This is a genomic window from Hydrogenophaga palleronii NBRC 102513, from assembly GCF_001571225.1.
GTDB classification, from domain to species: Bacteria; Pseudomonadota; Gammaproteobacteria; order Burkholderiales; family Burkholderiaceae_C; genus Hydrogenophaga; species Hydrogenophaga palleronii.
The window spans coordinates 1-14,078 of record NZ_BCTJ01000055.1 but is presented as its reverse complement, the minus strand read 5'-3'; the positions used below and the strand labels follow the sequence as shown (position 1 = coordinate 14,078).

Annotated in this window: 13 protein-coding genes and 1 riboswitch; of the genes, 9 read left to right on the top strand and 4 right to left on the bottom strand. The window is 66.9% G+C overall.

Features of this window, described 5'->3' with window-relative positions:
• Positions 1-18: 18 nt before the first annotated feature.
• On the top strand, positions 19-861 hold the full coding sequence (gene thiD, locus HPA01S_RS21165) for a bifunctional hydroxymethylpyrimidine kinase/phosphomethylpyrimidine kinase (protein ID WP_066273257.1): 843 nt from the start codon (positions 19-21) through the stop codon (positions 859-861).
• Between the two features lie 104 nt (positions 862-965).
• Here thiD and HPA01S_RS21160 read toward each other — a convergent pair whose 3' ends face one another.
• The 4 genes from HPA01S_RS21160 to HPA01S_RS21145 form a co-directional block, all read right to left on the bottom strand.
• Positions 966-2,273, bottom strand: a complete 1,308-nt coding sequence (locus tag HPA01S_RS21160; protein WP_066273256.1) for a purine-cytosine permease family protein — start codon at positions 2,271-2,273, stop codon at positions 966-968.
• Between the two features lie 80 nt (positions 2,274-2,353).
• A riboswitch (TPP riboswitch) is annotated at positions 2,354-2,464 on the bottom strand.
• A gap of 45 nt (positions 2,465-2,509) precedes the next feature.
• Entirely contained in the window at positions 2,510-4,816 is a 2,307-nt protein-coding gene (locus HPA01S_RS21155; RefSeq protein ID WP_066273254.1) for a heavy metal translocating P-type ATPase, read from the bottom strand.
• A gap of 146 nt (positions 4,817-4,962) precedes the next feature.
• Complete coding sequence (locus HPA01S_RS21150) at positions 4,963-6,243, bottom strand: NAD(P)/FAD-dependent oxidoreductase (RefSeq protein ID WP_066273264.1); 1,281 nt, start codon at positions 6,241-6,243, stop codon at positions 4,963-4,965.
• A 16-nt stretch (positions 6,244-6,259) separates the two neighbouring features.
• Positions 6,260-6,562, bottom strand: a complete 303-nt coding sequence (locus HPA01S_RS21145) for a c-type cytochrome (RefSeq protein ID WP_218005369.1) — start codon at positions 6,560-6,562, stop codon at positions 6,260-6,262.
• Between the two features lie 209 nt (positions 6,563-6,771).
• Here HPA01S_RS21145 and soxC point away from each other — a divergent pair, with 209 nt between their 5' ends.
• The 8 genes from soxC to soxB all read left to right on the top strand — a co-directional run bounded on the left by soxC (position 6,772) and on the right by soxB (position 14,061).
• Entirely contained in the window at positions 6,772-8,163 is a 1,392-nt protein-coding gene (soxC, locus tag HPA01S_RS21140) for a sulfite dehydrogenase (protein ID WP_066273252.1), read from the top strand.
• Positions 8,163-9,314 carry a c-type cytochrome gene (locus tag HPA01S_RS21135; protein WP_084360889.1) on the top strand — a complete coding sequence of 384 codons (1,152 nt, stop codon included), beginning with the start codon at positions 8,163-8,165 and terminating at the stop codon, positions 9,312-9,314. The genes soxC and HPA01S_RS21135 overlap by 1 nt, the downstream gene beginning before the upstream one ends.
• Positions 9,315-9,435: 121 nt before the next feature.
• A complete protein-coding gene (locus tag HPA01S_RS21130) occupies positions 9,436-9,768 on the top strand; it encodes a c-type cytochrome (protein ID WP_066273259.1) in 333 nt (110 codons plus the stop codon).
• A 40-nt stretch (positions 9,769-9,808) separates the two neighbouring features.
• Positions 9,809-10,264, top strand: coding sequence for a thiosulfate oxidation carrier protein SoxY (gene soxY / locus HPA01S_RS21125; protein ID WP_066273251.1), 456 nt, complete (start codon positions 9,809-9,811; stop codon positions 10,262-10,264).
• A 63-nt stretch (positions 10,265-10,327) separates the two neighbouring features.
• A complete protein-coding gene (gene soxZ / locus HPA01S_RS21120) occupies positions 10,328-10,639 on the top strand; it encodes a thiosulfate oxidation carrier complex protein SoxZ (RefSeq protein WP_066273250.1) in 312 nt (103 codons plus the stop codon).
• Positions 10,640-10,768: 129 nt separating this feature from the next.
• Entirely contained in the window at positions 10,769-11,575 is an 807-nt protein-coding gene (gene soxA / locus HPA01S_RS21115; RefSeq protein ID WP_066273247.1) for a sulfur oxidation c-type cytochrome SoxA, read from the top strand.
• Positions 11,576-11,591: 16 nt separating this feature from the next.
• Positions 11,592-12,242, top strand: a complete 651-nt coding sequence (soxX, locus tag HPA01S_RS21110; RefSeq protein WP_066273244.1) for a sulfur oxidation c-type cytochrome SoxX — start codon at positions 11,592-11,594, stop codon at positions 12,240-12,242.
• Positions 12,243-12,339: 97 nt separating this feature from the next.
• Positions 12,340-14,061: a thiosulfohydrolase SoxB gene (soxB, locus tag HPA01S_RS21105; protein ID WP_066273242.1), complete on the top strand. Its 1,722-nt coding sequence runs from the start codon at positions 12,340-12,342 to the stop codon at positions 14,059-14,061.
• The last annotated feature ends 17 nt before the right edge of the window (positions 14,062-14,078 follow it).

Below are 14,078 nucleotides of genomic sequence, written 5' to 3'. Positions count from 1 at the left end.
TGTCTCTAGAATCCCGGCATGATCCACCAAGAACCGCAACGCTACACCCGTGTGCTTTCCATTGCCGGCTCCGACAGCGGCGGGGGCGCGGGCATCCAGGCCGACCTGAAGACCTTTGCCGCGCTGGGCTGCTACGGCATGACGGCCATCACCGCGCTGACGGCGCAGAACACGTTGGGCGTGAGCGGCATCCACGGCGTGCCGCCCGAGATGCTGAAGGCGCAACTGAGCGCGGTGCTCGACGACATCGGCGTGGACGCGGTGAAGATCGGCATGCTGCACGCTCCCGACATCGTGCGCACCGTGGCCTGGGCGCTGCGGCATTACGGTGTGAAGCAGGTGGTGCTCGACCCCGTGATGGTGGCCACCAGCGGTGACCGCCTGATCGCGGCCGAGACGGTGCAGGTGCTGGTGGACGAGTTGTTTCCGCTGGCCACCGTGGTCACCCCCAACCTCGACGAAGCCGCGCTGCTGCTTGGCCGGCCCATCGCCGATGCGGGCGAACTCGACGCCGCCGCGCGTGACCTGCTGGCCATGGGCACGCGGGCGGTGCTGCTCAAGGGTGGCCACCTGCCGGGCGACGAGGTGGCCGACCTGCTGGTGCATGGTGAGGTACCCGCACTGCGCCTGGCCTCGCCGCGCATCCACAGCCGCAATACGCACGGCACGGGTTGCACGCTGTCCTCGGCCATTGCGGCCCATCTCGCGCTCGGCGCGCCGCTGGACCAGGCGGTGACGTTGGCGCGCGCCTACATCCTGCAGGCCATCGAACAAGGCGCCGACGTCTACACCGGCGCCGGCCACGGGCCGTTGAACCACGGCCACGCGCCGGTCGCCCAGCGCAAGCAACGGCGCGGCTGATACCCCCCGCGTCACCGTCCCCCTGAGCGGGGCGCGACACCGGAGCCCCGGCAGCGCCGGTTCCCGGGTGTCGCTGGACAGCGTGGGGGCTGCTGGCATGTGTGTCAGGCCTTGGCGGTGGTCAGCCCGCCCGCATTGCGCGGCCGCGTGAGCGCGGCCAGCACGAAGGTCAGGGCCAGGGTGGGCAGGGCCGAGCCGATGTCGGGGGCGAATTGCTTGAGCAGGTGGTAGGTGGCAATGCCGGCCAGCCACAGGGCGGCGGCGCTCCAGTCCACCGTGCGTGCGTTGACGCCCGGCACCTGTGTGCCACTGCCCAGGCGGCCGAGGATCACGCCGTAGAGCGGCACGAACACCGAACTCAGCAGCAGCAGGAAGGGCTCCAGCGTGTGGATCGGCAGCGCGAGTGCGAGCGCGGTGCAGACGATGGCGAAACCCAGGCCGGCGGCGCGGATGCTCCAGCGCGGGCGCAGGCTGTGCACCGACACCGCGCCCGAGTGCGCGTCGCCGTAGGCGTTGTCCATCTCGTCAAGCAGGATCAGGCCGAGTGCGATCAGGCCACCCTGGGCCAGCAGCAGCGAACCCACGAGGTTGGTGCCCGGCTCCACCGTGCTCACCACCAGCACACCCAGCGCGTAGCACCAGATGTTGGCCAGGGCGAAACCGAGCCAGGTGCCGCTCAGGGTGGTGGAGCTGCGTTTGCCGTGGCGCGCGTAGTCGGCCACCAGCGGCAGCCACGAGACCGGCATGGCGATCACGAGGTCCATGGCCGAGAACAGGCCCATGCCACCGGCACCGGGGCGGTTCCAGAAGCCTTCGAAGCCCTGTGCTACCAGGCGCGTGCCGAACTGCCAGGTGAGCCAGGCGAGCGAAACGATCACCAGCGGCAGCATGAAGCGGCTGACGAAGCGGCGCACCAGCGTGAGCATGGAGCCGGCCATCAAGGCGGTCAGCACACCACCCCACAGCAGCGTGGCCAGCAGCTTGCCGGTGAAACCGTCTACTTCCATGCCCAGCGTCTGCGTAGCGATGGCCACCGTGCCTTCCTGCATGATGACCAGCTCGAAGGTGGTCCAGCCCAGCAGCTGCGCGATGTTGAGCAGCACCGGCAGGCGCGCGAAGGCGCTGCCGTAGGTGGCGTGCATCAGGCCGGCGCTGGACAGGCCGGTCTGGCAGCCGAGCCGCGCGGTCCAGGCCAGCAGGCCGGCACCGATCAGCGAGCCCAGGATGATGGCGATGACGGCGTCGCGCGTGCCCACGGCGGGCACCAGGTAGGCGCCGATCTGCATCACCAGCAGGCCGGTTCCCAGGCTGAACCAGAGCGCGGCGTGTTCGTGGAAGTGGAACACCCGGTTGCCGGCGGGCACGGGGGTCAGGGCCTGGTTGGCCGGGGAGGAAGGCGTGGCGGTGGCCATGGAAATGCTCCAAGCAAGATGGTTGAAGCAGGTGGGCGGGGCCGGTGCAGGCCCGGCGTGTGTGGTGTGACGACGGGCCGCGGTGATCCGGCCTGCTTCCCTGCGCGAGGATTACCTCAATCAGGTTCAAAGGGACTCTCTCAGTCGCGGCCGGCGTTCGGAACACCGGTGCAACACCCCTAGCGGATGCGCCTGGTGGCGCGGTGGCAAGTATACGGTTGCCGCTGCTGGCGTGCTCAGCGTGGCGCGCGCGCCGGGCGCAGCAGGCGCAGGCCGTTGAACACCACCAGCAGGCTGGCGCCCATGTCGGCGAACACCGCCATCCACATGGTGGCGTTGTCGAACAAGGCCAACACCAGGAACACCGCCTTGATGCCCAGCGCCAGCACGATGTTCTGCCACAGCACGGCATGCGTGCGGCGCGACAGGCGCACCGTCTCGGGCAGCTTGCGCAGGTCGTCGTTCATGATCAGCACGTCGGCCGCTTCCATGGCCGTGTCGCTGCCCGCGCCGCCCATGCCGAAGCCGATGTCGGCGGCGCTCAGCGCCGGGCCGTCGTTGATGCCGTCGCCCACCATGCCGACCGCGCCCTGCGTGCGCAGCGCCTCCACCGCGTCAAGCTTGTCCTGCGGCAGGAGGTTGGCGCGCACCTCGCTGATGCCGACCTGGGCCCCGATGTGGCGCGCGGTGGCCGGGTTATCGCCCGTCAGCATCACGGTGCGGATGCCCAGGGCGCTCAGCTCGCTGATGGCGTCGCGGCTGGTGTCCTTGGTCGTGTCGGCCACGGCAAACAGCGCCAGCACGCCTTGCGCGCCGGCCAGCAGCGTGACGGTGCGGCCCTGGTCTTCATGGGCCTGCATCTGCGCCTCGAGTTCGGGTGTGCACTGGCCGCGTTCTTCGATCCAGCGGTGGTTGCCCAGCACGTAGGGCTGGCCGCCGACGTTGCCGAACACGCCGCGGCCCACCTCGGCACCGAAACCTTCAACCGGCAGGGCGGTGGCGGCCAGGCCCGTGGCGATGGCCTGGGACACCGGGTGGTCGGAGCGGCCGGCGATGCTGGCCGCGATGGCCTGCACTTCTTCGGTGGCGGCACCACCGCCGGGCGCGCTCTGCGCCACCAGGCGCGGCTTGCCTTCGGTGATGGTGCCGGTCTTGTCGACCGCCACGGTTTTCAGGCGGCGGGCTTCTTCGAGGTACACGCCACCCTTGATCAGGATGCCGCGGCGCGCACCCGCGGCCAGGCCGCTGACCACCGTGACCGGCGTGGAGATCACCAGCGCACACGGGCAGGCGATCACCAGCAGCACCAGGGCCTTGTAGATGGCGTCGGTCCAGCTCCAGCCGAACAGCAGCGGCGCGCCCACCGCCACCGCCAGCGCGAAGGCAAACACGGCGGGTGTGTAGACGGCGGCGAAGCGGTCGACGAAACGCTGCGTGGGCGCGCGTTTGCCCTGCGCCTGCTCCACCGCGTGGATGATGCGCGCCAGCACCGTGTCGCTGGCGGGCCGCGTCACCTCGAACGACAGGGCGCCTTGCTGGTTGATGGTGCCGGCAAAGACTTCGTCGCCCGGCCCCTTGTCGACCGGAATGCTCTCGCCCGTGACCGGCGACTGGTCGACCGCGCTGTGGCCTTCGGTCACGCGGCCGTCAAGCGCAAAACGTTCACCCGGCTTCACGCGCACCCAGGCGCCCACGGCGACCGACTTGGCTTCCTGCAGTAGCCACTGGCCGTCGGCCTGGCGCACCTCGGCCTGCGGCGGCGAGAGCGAGATCAGGCCGGCAATGGCGTTGCGTGCGCGTTCCACCGAGCGCGCCTCGATCAGCTCGGCCAGCGAGTACAGCGCCATCACCATCGCGGCTTCGGGCCACTGGCCGATCAGGAAGGCGCCAGTGACGGCAACCGCCATCAGCGCGTTGATGTTCAATGTGCCGCGCCGCAGTGCCGACAGGCCCTTGCGGAACACCATGGTGCCGGCCAGGGCGATGGCCACTGCCGCCACACCCATGCCGAACAGCTGCCAGAGCAAGGTCTCGGGGGTGAAGAAGTGGATCAGCTCCGAGGCCAGTGCCACCACCAGCGCGGCAATCAGGCGCGTGAGTTCGCGCCGCTGCGCGCCGGCGGTTTCTTCGGCCGAGGGCGGGGCCGAGATCTGTTCGGTTTTCAGGCCGACGGCTTCGATGGCCGCGACCACCGGTGGCCAGGCCGCGGCAGGGGCGTCCACACCCAGGGTGCGCGCCGGCAGGTCGAAGCGCAGGCCAAGCACCGCGTCCATGCCTTCGAGCGCGCGGCGGATCTGGCCTTCTTCCGTCGGGCAGTCCATGGCCGGAATGCGCAGCAGCAGTTCGCCGGGGACGGCGGGGGCGGCGGGAGACGGGTTCAGGGCCACCGGGGCGCTGCAGCAGTCACCAGGGGCGGATGGCGCCTGCGCATGCGCATGCGCAGCACCATCGCCGTGCTCGTGCTCGTGCTCGTGCTCGTGCTCGTGCTCGTGAGAGTGGGTTACGGGGTGGCCGGCGGTGTCGGGAGCGTGTGGATTCTTCATGGTTTTCCTCGGAGACAGGTCCATTGGAATCCCTGGAGCCGGTACAGGGTCAAGCCCCGGCCGGATAAAACCGCTTTGCGAGCCGGGAGGGCACAAGAAAAAGCCCCGCCAGGGCGGGGCTTCGGTGTGTGGCGCGGGCGCCGCGATCAGGCCAGCATGTCGGCCCAGATGTTGTTGGCCCAGGCCATGGCATAAGCGCCTTCCAGGGCACTGGCCGCGCTGGAGACGCCACCCGATCCGGGCACGGCCAGCATGGTCTTCTGTGCCGCGTCGTACTTGTGCACGCTGGCGACGTGCACCACGTCGGTGGCGGTGACGAAGCTGTAGCAGGTGTTGGCGTACAGCGGCAGCGACGGCGGCTCCTTGCCTTGCAGCAGCGAGACCACGGCCGCCGCGCAGGTCTTGCCGTGCTGGTTCGCCATGTGGCCCGACTTGGGCATGGCCGGTGCGATCTGGATCGCATCGCCCAGCACGTGGATGTTCTTCGCGACCTTGGATTCGAAGGTCAGGAAGTCCACCTCGCACCAGCGTGCGTTGGCGGTGGCCAGGCCGGTCTTCACCGCGATCTCGCCCGCGCGCTGCGCCGGGATCACGTTGGCCACGCCGGCCTTGAAGTCGTCGTTGAACTCGAACTTCAGGGTGTTGGTCGCGGCGTCCACGTCCACCAGCTTGTGCTTGGGTCGGTAGTCGATGATGCCCTTGTAGTGCTCGTCCCAGGCCTTCATGAACAGGCCCTTCTTGGAGGTGATGTCGTTGTTGCCGTCGAAGATCACGACCTTGCTCTTGGGCTTGGCCTTCTTGAAGTAGCTCGCCACCATGCAGGCGCGCTCGTACGGGCCGGGCGGGCAGCGGTACGGTGCCAGCGGGATCGACAGCGCGTACACGCCGCCGTCGGGCAGGGCTTCAAGCTGCTGGCGCAGGGCCACGGTCTGCGGGCCGGCTTTCCAGGCGTGCAGCACCTTGTCGGTGGCGCCGGCCTTGGCCATGCCGGGCAGGGTGTCCCACATGAAGTCGATGCCGGGCGAGAGGATCAGGCGGTCGTAGGCCAGTTCACCACCGCTGGCGAGTTTGACCGTGCGCTTCTCCGGGTCGATGCTGGCGACCATGTCGCGCACCACCTTCACGCCGTGGCGCTTGCTCAGGTTCTCGTAGGGCACGGTGATGTCGGCCATGGTCTTGTGGCCGCCGAGCACCATGTTGGAGATCGGGCAGGAGATGAAGTTGGCGTTGGGCTCGACCAGGGTCACCTCGATGTTGTGGTCGGAGAACAGGCGCACGTACTTGGCGGCGGTGGCGCCACCGTAGCCGCCACCGACGACCACGACCTTCGCACCGCGACCGGCCGAGGTGGCGCAGCCGCTCATGAGACCCAGACCGGCGACGGCAGAGCCGGCACCCAGCGTTTGAACGAATTGACGACGTTGCAACATGGTGTGGCTCCTCTTACGGCTTCTGGGCGGCGAAGTAACCGGCGATGTCGGCCAGTTGCTCATCGGTGTAGCCCTTGGAGAGCTGGTGCATGATGGTCGCGGGCCGCTTGCCGGCCTTGAAATCCAGCAGCTTCTGCAGCAGGTCGTTCTTGCTCTGGCCGGCCAGCGAAATGGCGCCCGGTGCCGCGCGGCCATCGGTGCCATGGCAGTTGGCACAGGCGGCGGCCCATACCTTGATCTGATTGACCTGGGCTTGCGCCCCGGCAGCGGCGGCGCAAAGCACGCCGGCTGCCAGCCATTGCATCGGTTTCTTCATCGTGGTCTCCAGTGGGGTGTCGGAATGTAAATGCGCCCAAAACTGTAGCAGACGCCTCCGGCTGCGCTTGAGTATCAGCAGGTGCGAATGTTTGGATATTGAATCCTGCCTATCTGGAGCGGGGCGGTCCACCGTGAAAACCCTGCGGATCCGGCTTGTTGGGGTTTTCACCTATCCGAATATCAGCAAAGACTAATATAGTCGCGGGCATGGAAGGCGGCGTTGCCGCTTCTCGCATCCCACCAGGAAAAAATACAGTGTCCAGAGACCTGAGCGATGTCATCGGGCGCGTTCTGCCCGCCCCCGAAAACCACTTGAGCGCCGAGAAGCTGGAGCAGGCCCGCAAGGCGCGGCGCAGCTTCATGGGCAAGGCCCTGGCCATGGGCGCCGGTGCGGTGAGCACCGCCGCCGCGTCCACGCGCGCGCTTGCTGCCGAAGGCGAAGACGCCATCCTCAAGCTGCCCGCGCACAGCACCGGCCTGGGCCAGTCCGTCGCCACCGACGGCTATGGCAAGCCCAGCAAGTGGGAGGCCAACCTGCAGCGCCGCCAGAGCCCGGGGCTCACGCGCGTGCCGCAGGCTTCGGTGAGCTTCACGCCGCTGCAGGGCTTGTTCGGCATCATCACGCCCAGCGGCCTGCACTTCGAGCGCCACCACCAGGGCTGGTGGGACATCGATCCTTCGCAGCACCGGCTGATGGTCAACGGCCTGGTCAAGCGCGAACGTGTCTTCACCATGGACGACCTGATGCGCCTGCCCAGCGTCTCGCGCATCCACTTCATCGAATGCGGCGCCAACTCCGCGCCCGAATGGGGCAACGTGGCCTTGCCCTCGGTGCAGTACACGCACGGCATGGTGAGCTGCTGCGAATTCACCGGCGTGCTGCTCTCCACCCTGCTGGAGATGTGTGGTTACGACAAGAAGAATGGCAAGTACGTGCTGGCCGAAGGGGCCGATGGTTCGTCGATGACGCGCACCATCGACATCGACCGCGCCATGGACGACTGCATCGTGGCCTGGGCCATGAACGGCGAGATGCTGCGCCCGGAAAACGGCTACCCGCTGCGCCTGGTGGTGCCGGGCATCCAGGGCGTGAGCTGGGTCAAGTACCTGCGCCGGCTGGAAGTGGGCGACCAGAAGTGGGCCACCAAGGACGAGGCGGTGCACTACATCGATCACATGCCCGACGGCACGCACCGCCAGTACACCGGCATCCAGGAATGCAAGAGCGTGATCACCACGCCCTCGGGCAGCCAGACCTTGCTGGACAAGGGTTACTACAACATCACCGGCCTGGCGTGGTCGGGCCGGGGCGCGATCAAACGTGTGGACGTGAGCGTGGACGGCGGGCGCAACTGGCGCACGGCCCGCATCGAAGGGCCGGTGCTGCCCAAGGCGCTGACGCGTTTCAACATCGACTGGGTGTGGGACGGCAAGCCCGCTGTGCTGCAAAGCCGCGCCATCGACAGCACGGGTTATGTGCAGCCCAAGATCAACCAGCTGCGCGCGGTGCGCGGCACGCGCTCGATCTACCACCAGAACGCCATCCAGTCGTGGCGCGTGGCCGAAAGCGGCGAAGTCTCCAACGTGCAGGTATTTTGATGAACACCCCCGTCGCTCGCTCACTGCGTGTCACCGCATCCGCCCTCCAGGGGACTACGCCTGCCGCCCGGCGCAACCGGTTCCGCGGCATTTCCGGCGCGCTGCTCGCTGCCCTCACCGTTGCCTTCTCCGGCCCTGTGCTGGCGCAAGACAAACCCTGGCACGAGATCGGCCGTGACGCCACCAAGGCCGAGGTGAAGGCCTGGGACATCGACGTGCGGCCCGACTTCAAGGGCCTGCCCAAGGGCGCCGGCACGGTCGAGCAGGGCGAGCGGGTGTGGGAGGCGCAGTGCGCGTCCTGCCACGGCAGCTTCGGTGAATCCAACGAGGTGTTCACGCCCATCGTCGGCGGCACCACCAAGGCCGACATCGAGCGCGGCCGCGTGAAGAACCTGGAGCCCGGCAGCATCTTCCCGCAGAAGACCACCATGATGAAGGTGGCCACGCTCTCCACGCTGTGGGACTACATCAACCGCGCCATGCCCTGGAACGCGCCCAAGACACTGAAGACCGACGAGGTCTACGCGGTCACGGCCTACATCCTGAGCCTGGCCGAGGTGGTGCCGGACGACTTCACGCTGAGCGACCAGAACATCGCCGAGGTGCAGAAGCGCATGCCCAACCGCAACGGCATGGTGTTCCACGAGCCGCTGTGGAAGCTCGAAGGCAAGGGCGATGTGAAGAACGTGGCCTGCATGAAGGATTGCCCGGTTGAATCCACCATCCGCTCCTCGCTGCCCGACTTTGCGCGCGACGCGCACGGCAACATCCAGGAGCAGAACCGGATCATCGGCCCGGTGCGCGGTGCCGACACGACCAAGCCGGCGCCGACGGCGCCGGTGGGCACCGGTCCCCGGCCCACCGCCGTGGTGGTGGCAGCGGCCGCACCAGCGGTGAACGACCCCAAGGCCCTGCTGGCGGCGAACAGCTGCACCGCCTGCCATGGCGTGGCCAACAAGATCGTCGGCCCTGCGTTCACCGAAATCCTGGCCAAGCACAAGGGCCGTGCCGACCTCGAGGCCTACCTGAGCGGCAAGATCACCGGTGGTAGCAGCGGCGTGTATGGCGCGGTGCCGATGCCGCCCCAGCCGCAGCTCAGCGAAGCCGATGCGCGTGCGATCGCGAAATGGATCGCCGACGGACCCAAGTGACGAAGGCCGCTGCGTGATGCCCTGACGGGCTCACGGCAGGCTGAGATTGCCTGCTTATAAATATGCGCATTTACTCGTAAACCCCATTTCCCCCACGACAAGGAGACCGTACGCTATGTCCATGAAACCGATCCTGCTGTGCCTGGCCGCCACTGGCGTGCTCTGGAGCACTGGCGCCGCAGCCCAGGACGCTGCCGCCGCCAAGGCCCTGGCCACCAAGAATGCCTGCCTGGCCTGCCATGCGGTGGACAAGAAGATGGTTGGCCCGTCTTACAAGGACGTGGCCGCCAAGCACAAGGGGCAGGCCGGTGCGCTGGAGGCCGTGGTCGCACGCATCAAGTCGGGCGGTTCCGGCATGTACGGCCCGGTGCCAATGCCCCCACAGCCGAATCTGAAGGACGACGAGCTCAAACTGCTCGCCGGCTGGATCCTCGCCGGTGCCCCCGACAAGTAAACTTCGCCCCATTTTTTTTCTTTCTCACCAGGAGCTCAACATGAACAACTCACGCCGAGTCGCCCTCAAGACCACCGGGGCCTTTGCCACACTCGTGTCGCTGGGCCTCATCACCCAGAGCCAGGCCCAGGCTGCGGTGGACCGCGCCGGTTTTGAAGTCAAGACCCTGCCCGAAGCCCTCAAGGCCATCGGTGGCACGCCCGCCAACAGCGACCAGGTGACTGTGGTCGCACCCGACATCGCCGAAAACGGCGCCGTCGTGCCGGTGGGCGCCACCAGCAAGCTGCCCAACACGACCGAGATCTACCTGATCGTCGAGAAGAACCCGATGCCGCTGTCGGCCGGTTTCGTCATCCCCGCAGGCACCGAGCCCGAAGTGCAGACCCGCCTGAAGATGGGCCAGAGCAGCAACGTGATCGCCGTGGTCAAGGCCGACGGCAAGCTGTACTCCGCCACCAAGGAAACCAAGGTCACCCTGGGTGGTTGCGGCGGCTGATCGCCCTCCATCCCCGACCTTTCTTCTCCATACCCATTCACACCCGAAATTCAGGAGTCCATCATGGCCGATCCGATGCGCATCCGCGCCGCCCTCGCCGGTGACGAAACCACTGTCCGCATTCTCATGTCCCACGTCATGGAGCCGGGCACCCGCCGCGACGCTGCCGGCGCCCTCATTCCCGCGCACTTCATCAAGGAAGTGCAAGCCACCCACAACGGCAAGGTCGTGCTGAGCTCGATGTTCTCCGGCGCGGTGGCACAGAACCCGTTCCTGTCGTTCAAGTTCAAGGGTGCCGCCAAGGGCGACAAGGTCACCGTGAAGTGGACCGACACCAAGGGCGACACGCGCACCGACGAAGCCAGCATCGCCTGACCCACCCCCGCCGCGCTGCGCGCGACCCCCTCAAGGGGGCGTCACCAGCGGCCCGGCAAAGCCGGTTCCGCGGTGACTCTGGAGATTTCGCTCCACCGCATTTTCGATAACTACACGAGGAGACACCCCATGAAATTCCAGCTTGCTCCCGCCGCGCTGGTGCTCGGTGGCCTGATGGCCGCAGGTGCTGCGCAGGCCCAGGACGCCACCGCCGAAGGCATCGCCAAATACCGCGAGATGCTGCAGGACGGCAACCCCGCCGAACTGTTCGAGATGAAGGGCGAGGAGCTCTGGAAACAGAAACGGGGTCCGAAGAACGTGTCGCTTGAAAAGTGCGACCTGGGCAAGGGCCCGGGCGTCATTGAAGGCGTGTTCGTCGAGCTGCCGCGCTTCTTCAAGGACACCGGCCGCGTGCAGGACCTGGAGTCTCGCCTGGTCACCTGCATGGAAACGCTGCAGGGCTTCAACGGCGCCGAGATCGCCAAGACGCGCTTCGGCCGCGACGAGATGGCCAACGTGACCGCGCTCGCCACCTATGTGGCCACCGCCTCCAAGGGCATGAAATTCAACCTGCCGCAATCGCACGCCGCCGAGCGCGCGATGTACGAAACCGGCAAGCGCCTGTTCTTCACGCGCGGCGGCACGCACGACTTCTCGTGCGCCTCGTGCCACGGCGAGAGCGACAAACGCATCCGCCTGCAAGACCTGCCCAACCTCACCAAGAACCCGGGCGACGGCATCGGCTTTGCCGCCTGGCCGGCCTACCGCGTGTCCAACTCGCAGATGTGGGGCATGCAGCTGCGTTTGAACGACTGTTTCCGCCAGATGCGCTGGCCCGAGCCCAAGTTCGGCAGCGACGCGACCATTGCGCTGAGCACCTACATGGGTGTGAACGCCAAGAGCGCCGAGTCCATCGTGCCCGCCATCAAGCGCTGAACCGGAGACACCGATCATGAACAAGACCTTTGCATTGGCCCTGCTGCCCGTGGCAGCGATCGCGCTGTCTGCCTGCACCTCGTCGCCCTCGGCCGCCGACTACGACAAGGCCACCGCCGACATCCTCAAGAACTCCTTCCAGGAGCGTGGCATCGCCAAGCTCGACCGCCTGGTGCAGGACGACGCCAACCGCGAATGCGCTGCCGCCGATGTGGCGGGCAAGCCCATCGACGCGGCCGTGGCCAAGGCCATTGAAGCGGCCAACATGAAGACCGTGAAGTGGCCCACCGACGGCAAGTTCATCGGCGACTGGAAAGAGGGCGAGAAGATCGCTCAGAGCGGCCGCGGCCTGACCTGGACCGACACCGCCACCACCGCCAACGGTGGCAACTGCTACAACTGCCACCAGATCAGCAAGGAAGAAATCTCCTTCGGCACCCTGGGCCCGAGCCTCTACAACTACGGCAAGCTGCGCGGCGTGACCGACCCGAACAGCGCCGGTGGCAAGGCCATCGTCGAATACACCTGGGGCAAGCTCTGGAACGCCCGTGCCTACAACGCCTGCTCGCAGATGCCGCGCGTGGGCCACATGGCCATCCTGAACCAGAAACAGCTGCAGGACGTGATGGCGCTGTTGCTTGACCCGGCATCGCCCGTAAACAAATAAACCGGACCCCGGTTCCACCGACACGCCCCGGGCGCACACCGTGCGGGCCGGGGCGCCGTTTTTTTCACCCCCCGTGATCCATTGAAGAAGGACAGAGATGAGTTTCAGTCGCCGTGAATTCATGCAGGTGCTCGCCGTGGCCAGCGCCACCGGCATGGCCCTCAACCACCGCGATGTGCTCGCCGCCGCACCCGGCGCGGGCGAGAAGCTGTACGAGGTGCCGACCTTCGGCAACGTGAGCTTCCTGCATTTCACCGACTGCCACGCGCAGCTGCAGCCGATCTACTTCCGCGAGCCCAACGTCAACCTGGGCGTGGCCGACGCGGTGGGCCGTCCGCCGCACATCGTGGGCGAGCAGCTGCTCAAGCACTTCAACATCCAGCCCGGCACGGCCAGCGCGCACGCGTTCTCGTACCTGAACTTCAGCCAGGCCGCCAAGACCTACGGCAAAGTCGGCGGCTTCGCCCACCTGGCCACGCTGGTCAAGCAGCTCAAGGCCAGCCGCCCGCACGCACTGCTGCTTGACGGCGGCGACACCTGGCAGGGCTCGGCCACCTCGCTCTGGACCAACGGCCAGGACATGGTGGATGCCTGCAAGCTGCTGGGCGTGAACATGATGACGCCGCACTGGGAGTTCACCTTCGGCGCCAAGCGCGTGGAGGAGATCGTCCAGAAAGACTTCAAGGACCAGGTTGAATTCCTGGCGCAGAACGTCAAGACCACCGACTTCGAAGACCTGGTGTTCAAGCCGTATGCCATGCGCGAGATGAACGGCGTGCAGGTTGCCGTGATCGGCCAGGCCTTTCCCTACACCCCCATCGCCAACCCGCGCTACATGGTGCCCGACTGGACCTTCGGTATCCAGGACGAGCACATGCAGAAGATGGTGGACGAGGCGCGCGGCAAGGGCGCACAGGTGGTCGTGGTGCTGTCGCACAACGGCATGGACGTGGACATCAAGATGGCTTCGCGCGTGCGCGGCATCGACGCCATCCTCGGCGGCCACACGCACGACGGCATGCCCGCGCCCACCATCGTGAAGAACGGTGGCGGCCAGACCCTGGTGACCAACGCCGGCTCCAACAGCAAGTTCCTCGGCGTGCTCGACTTCGACGTGCGCGGCGGCAAGGTGCAGGACTTCCGCTACAAGCTGCTGCCGATCTTCTCCAACCTCATCGCACCCGACGCCGCGATGCAGGCCCACATCGACAAGGTGCGCGCACCCTACCAGGCCAAGCTCGACGAGAAGCTCGCGGTCACGGAAGAGCTGCTGTACCGCCGCGGCAACTTCAACGGCTCGTGGGACCAGATCATCTGCGACGCGCTGATGCAGAACAAGGGCGCCGACATCGCGTTCTCGCCCGGCGTGCGCTGGGGCACCTCGCTGCTGCCGGGTGACGTGATCACTTACGACGCCATGATGGACCAGATGGCCATGACCTACCCGGCCACCACGCTCAACACCTTCAGCGGTGAACAGATCAAGACCATCCTGGAAGACGTGGCCGACAACATCTTCAACCCCGATCCCTACTACCAGCAGGGCGGCGACATGGTGCGCGTGGGCGGCCTGCAATATACCGTCACACCTACGGCGGCGATGGGTGCACGCATCAACAACATGACGCTCAAGGGCAAGCCGATCGACGCCAACAAGACCTACAAGGTCGCGGGCTGGGCGTCGGTGCAGGAGGGCGCGCAGGGCGAGCCGATCTGGGACGTGGTCTCGGGTTACCTGCGCGAGAAGAAGGTCATCAAGAACGTCAAGATCAACACGCCGCGCATCATCGGCATGGACGGCAACCCTGGGGTGGCTTGACGGGGCGCACCCCCCTG

Coding starts and splice junctions, on each gene's coding strand:
- HPA01S_RS21160 (WP_066273256.1), bottom strand. CDS start 2,273: ATGGCCACCGCCACGCCTTCCTCCCCGGCCAACCAGGCCCTGACCCCC.
- soxA (WP_066273247.1), top strand. CDS start 10,769: ATGAAATTCCAGCTTGCTCCCGCCGCGCTGGTGCTCGGTGGCCTGATG.
- soxB (WP_066273242.1), top strand. CDS start 12,340: ATGAGTTTCAGTCGCCGTGAATTCATGCAGGTGCTCGCCGTGGCCAGC.
- soxC (WP_066273252.1), top strand. CDS start 6,772: ATGGAAGGCGGCGTTGCCGCTTCTCGCATCCCACCAGGAAAAAATACA.
- soxZ (WP_066273250.1), top strand. CDS start 10,328: ATGGCCGATCCGATGCGCATCCGCGCCGCCCTCGCCGGTGACGAAACC.
- soxY (WP_066273251.1), top strand. CDS start 9,809: ATGAACAACTCACGCCGAGTCGCCCTCAAGACCACCGGGGCCTTTGCC.
- thiD (WP_066273257.1), top strand. CDS start 19: ATGATCCACCAAGAACCGCAACGCTACACCCGTGTGCTTTCCATTGCC.
- HPA01S_RS21145 (WP_218005369.1), bottom strand. CDS start 6,562: ATGAAGAAACCGATGCAATGGCTGGCAGCCGGCGTGCTTTGCGCCGCC.
- soxX (WP_066273244.1), top strand. CDS start 11,592: ATGAACAAGACCTTTGCATTGGCCCTGCTGCCCGTGGCAGCGATCGCG.
- HPA01S_RS21130 (WP_066273259.1), top strand. CDS start 9,436: ATGAAACCGATCCTGCTGTGCCTGGCCGCCACTGGCGTGCTCTGGAGC.
- HPA01S_RS21155 (WP_066273254.1), bottom strand. CDS start 4,816: ATGAAGAATCCACACGCTCCCGACACCGCCGGCCACCCCGTAACCCAC.
- HPA01S_RS21135 (WP_084360889.1), top strand. CDS start 8,163: ATGAACACCCCCGTCGCTCGCTCACTGCGTGTCACCGCATCCGCCCTC.